5 protein-coding genes are annotated in these 3,969 nt (G+C 37.3%); all 5 read left to right on the forward strand.

Features of this window, described 5'->3' with window-relative positions:
- Positions 1 to 220: 220 nt before the first annotated feature.
- The gene (locus EV294_RS30035) at positions 221 to 517 is read left to right on the forward strand and encodes a hypothetical protein (protein ID WP_132313659.1); all 297 of its coding nucleotides are present in this window, start codon (positions 221 to 223) and stop codon (positions 515 to 517) included.
- A 163-nt stretch (positions 518 to 680) separates the two neighbouring features.
- Positions 681 to 1,235: a hypothetical protein gene (locus EV294_RS30040; RefSeq protein ID WP_132313661.1), complete on the forward strand. Its 555-nt coding sequence runs from the start codon at positions 681 to 683 to the stop codon at positions 1,233 to 1,235.
- Between the two features lie 86 nt (positions 1,236 to 1,321).
- Entirely contained in the window at positions 1,322 to 2,164 is an 843-nt protein-coding gene (locus EV294_RS30045; RefSeq protein ID WP_132313663.1) for a tyrosine-type recombinase/integrase, read from the forward strand.
- A 38-nt stretch (positions 2,165 to 2,202) separates the two neighbouring features.
- Positions 2,203 to 2,547, forward strand: a complete 345-nt coding sequence (locus EV294_RS30050) for a hypothetical protein (protein WP_132313665.1) — start codon at positions 2,203 to 2,205, stop codon at positions 2,545 to 2,547.
- Positions 2,548 to 2,720: 173 nt separating this feature from the next.
- Complete coding sequence (locus EV294_RS30055; protein WP_132313666.1) at positions 2,721 to 3,209, forward strand: GNAT family N-acetyltransferase; 489 nt, start codon at positions 2,721 to 2,723, stop codon at positions 3,207 to 3,209.
- Positions 3,210 to 3,969 lie beyond the last annotated feature (760 nt).

Genomic DNA, 3,969 nt, shown 5'->3' on the forward strand with positions numbered 1-3,969 from the left:
CGACCTTCCTCACCAGCCGTAAGAATAGTATAGAACGCGGCAGCAAAATTTTCATTATTCTGTGGTGCCCCGAGAGGGGCATGGATGGCTAACGGGAAACTATAGTTCAATTAATAAAGCTGCAGTCGGATCCGAGGGTCTGATGCAGCTTTTGTTGAAGTATAGGGTAGTTATCCGTGGTAGTATCGAGGTAGTATGGTTTACAGGTGGGATCAAAATTTTGAAACATATATGCCCTATTTGTGGATATGAAGAATTAACACAAGCACCATATGACACAGATGGAAATGAATCATTTGAGATTTGTGACTGTTGTGGTTTTGAATTTGGGTTTGATGATGTCCATGATGGTCACACTTTTGAAACATACAGAAACAAATGGATTAGTGCTGGGGCTACATGGTTTTATAAACAATCAGAGCCTGAGATTTGGGACTTGAATCAACAGTTGAAGAATATCGAAAAAATACAGCCGATGTATGTTCCCTTTTATATGCGTACTAAAAGTACAGAGTAGCCTGAATTGGGATTTGAGTTTATTCAGCTATCGGAGAACGATAGCATGAAACTACTAGGCAGCTAAAAATCGGCAGCATATTCGGCTTACAGGCATTTAGTGAAGTAATAATGATTAATACCTCTTGGTTTTGGAGAAATTAACCACTGAGGTGATGAAAACAATGATTAAAGTAAAAGTAATTTTCATAATAACTGTGATCTATTGCACAATATTTTTAACTTCTCAGGCTAATGCAAAGCCTGATGTTCCTCCATTTGAAGAGCCTTATCTCGAAATCGGGTATAAATCAATTGGAGAAGCAATAAAGGAATGTGAAACCGCTAATCAACGAGAGCTTCAGCTGCCAATAAAATTACCACCTATACAATTTACTCATCACTTAAGTAGATGTGTAAATGACACTGGAAATTATAATGACGAACTTCAAATAGAATACCTCCATGAAACGCAAGGCAAGAACCACTATAAAATTGATGTAAGACCTATTGAGCAGAGAATTAACTTTGAGAACTCAAGAAGAGAAAAGAAAAAGTTGAAACTAAATGACGGTAGTGACGCACTGTATTTTTCAACTAAAAACTCTAAATCAAAGGGTGGATTTAATATCTTGGTTTTCGAAAAGAACGAATGGCAGTATCGTCTGTCAGTGGATAGTCGAATAGAAAACCAAGTCAAACCGGATGTACTTATTGGAATAGCTAATTCATTACGCTAACTGGAGACGCTAGTTGAATATAAGCAGTTTTAAAACCTTCTATCTGAAGCAAACTAGAATTAATTACTTCAGTAGGAGGTTTTGTTATGATTATAAGCGAGCTTTGGCATCACTATGAATCGGATAAGCGAATTCAAGGGTTTAGTCCCAACACTCTAAAAGCTTATGCCTTACAGCTTAGAATGATGGTTAGAGACCTCGGGGATATAGACATTTCTGAAATAACTTTAACTCTACTAAAAGAATACCTTGCAAAGCAGTCCGATCGATTGAAACCAAGTAGCCTAGGACACCGGATCCGCTTTGTGCGTTCTATATTCCGCTTTGCTTATGAAGAAACTTATATACCGTCTAACCCCTCATTAAAACTTCGTGAACCAAAAATGGACAAGCGAATTCCGAAGTACTTAATGGAGGAAGATGTTATTCACCTAAAGATCTCCTGTCAGTCACTAAGGGAAAGAGCATTGCTTGAGTTTTTATATAGCACAGGCTGCCGAATTGGAGAAGTTGAGAAGATAAACATTGAAGATCAGAATTGGGAAAACTGCTCGGCCATTGTAAACGGTAAAGGATCAAAACAAAGAGAGGTTTACTTCACAACAGAGTGTAAAGTATGGTTAAAGAAATACCTAGATAGTCGATCAGACTCTTGTAAGGCTTTATTTGTAACGGATACACATCCTATAAAAAGAATGGCTATCCCAACGCTTAGGTGGGTATTGAAGCGGCTCGCAGATCGAGGAAAGATCGAAGCGAATGTATACCCACATCGCTTCCGTCATACCTATGCATGTCAACTCCTCGATAATGGTGCACCACTAGATTTCATACAAGGTATGCTTGGCCATGAGAAAGCGTCAACTACACAAATATATGCCCAATTGCGTGGCGAACGCCGGCGGGAACTTTATCGCAGGTTCTTTTAATGCTATTTAAGTCTTAGATTAAAAAGGTGGAAAGAAAAATGGATGACAAATTAACCCCCAGACAACTAAAAAGATTGCAGGAGCGTGAAATGATTGATGAATATCACAAAATGGTAACCGAGAAGGCTCTGGAACCCTTGTATCAATCGTTTATGGAATGGAAATCAGGGACTTTACCATATTTTGAACTTACAGAGCTCATTCATCAGTTTCATAAGAAGAATCAGGAAATATATAAGGACTTCAACTACACTGAATATCATGAACTGGTTCTTCTTGCTAAGATGAAATTGGGGCGATTAACTGAGGAAGAAATCAAGGATAATAAGCGCCTTTTAGAAATCTTGGGTTATGAGGATAGAAGTACTGGACTAGAAGAATAAAGGTTCTACAGGTATTGGAGTTCATTAACGAATACAAAACGGTGGCATCAATATATGGCTGCGGTTTTTTGAACTAAAGGGCAGGATAACGCAGAAATTGGATGAACCAGAACCTTCCATTTTGTGATAAAATGCAAATATTATTTCAGGCACAAAAGGGGCGGTAAAGAGAGATGCAACTACTCGAAATTTCAGAGCAGCACCTATCTAAAGTACATTTTATTTACAACTATTACGTAACACATACGACCGTTTCTTTTCACACAGAAGAACTAACATTAGATCAAATTCGGAACAATGTAATGAATGGGAATAATCGTTATAAGACGTATGTCATTGAAGAACAGGATTCAGTCATAGGATATGCTCTGCTTACCCAACATAAAAATAAACAAGCATATGATGTAACTGCTGAAGTAACGATTTACATAGACCCTAACCATCTTGGTAATGGAATTGGGTCAAAAGCAATTTCGTTTCTAGAATTAAAAGCTAAAGAGTTAGGTTTCCATGTACTTGTAGCAACGATATGTACTGAAAATGAACGCAGTATTCGGTTGTTTGAACGACTAGGTTACGAAAAATGTGCTCACTTTAAGGAAGTAGGTTATAAATTCAACAGAAGATTGGATATCGCCAGCTACCAAAAAATAATTGGGTAGAGTGTCAAGGGGTTAAACTAACGGCGAACTATAGTTCAATTAATAAAGCTGCAGCAGATCAGAGGATCAGCTGCAGCTTTTGTTGAAGTAAAGGGCAGTTTAGTTCCAATATGTGGTAATATTAAATGAGAGAAAGACTGCCTATACCATTTGTCAGTAGTTGGATGATAAGAGAATTAAGTTTCAAGGGGGGATATGTTTGAAAACAGGTATTTCATATTTAATAGGTGCGTTATTTACTTTTGTAATCGTGCTGGAACTTGCTCAAATATCAAGATTAATAAAAGCTTCATCAACCAATGCATCATACGGAAATGTGTTTGATGAGATCCCAATAATTTCGTTAATAATATTAATACTAATTGTTATATTCGCGCTCATTAGCATGAGTAAAGAAAAAAAATAATCCCTAAGTATAATGCCATGGTTCTTACGCTAACTGGGACCGATAGTCCAATCAACGCAGTTATGGGTAGGCTTAGTCACTTCCTGATCATCGCGAGTTGTAGGATTTGTTACACCTTTCAGCTTTCAGAGCATATTATGAGATGATAGCTATCTTACCCATAGCTATCACACTCCAAGCCCATGTAGATCTCCCTACATGGGCTTCTAATTTATTTTCTGTTCTATTGTGGTAAAAAAAACAAAGACCCTTGTAAGGTCTCAATTTACAAGGGTCAGATGGCAAATCAGCAATATCGTATTATGAATGATGAGATTCTTTATTGAATGAAAAACAAAAAAAAGGCGGTAGGTT

The sequence above is a fragment of the Paenibacillus sp. BK033 genome (assembly GCF_004345425.1).
Classification (GTDB): domain Bacteria; phylum Bacillota; class Bacilli; order Paenibacillales; family Paenibacillaceae; genus Pristimantibacillus.

Bases quoted from the DNA above. Each gene is read 5' to 3' on its own strand.
- EV294_RS30040 (WP_132313661.1), top strand. From the start codon at position 681: ATGATTAAAGTAAAAGTAATTTTCATAATAACTGTGATCTATTGCACA.
- EV294_RS30045 (WP_132313663.1), top strand. From the start codon at position 1,322: ATGATTATAAGCGAGCTTTGGCATCACTATGAATCGGATAAGCGAATT.
- EV294_RS30050 (WP_132313665.1), top strand. From the start codon at position 2,203: ATGGATGACAAATTAACCCCCAGACAACTAAAAAGATTGCAGGAGCGT.
- EV294_RS30055 (WP_132313666.1), top strand. From the start codon at position 2,721: ATGCAACTACTCGAAATTTCAGAGCAGCACCTATCTAAAGTACATTTT.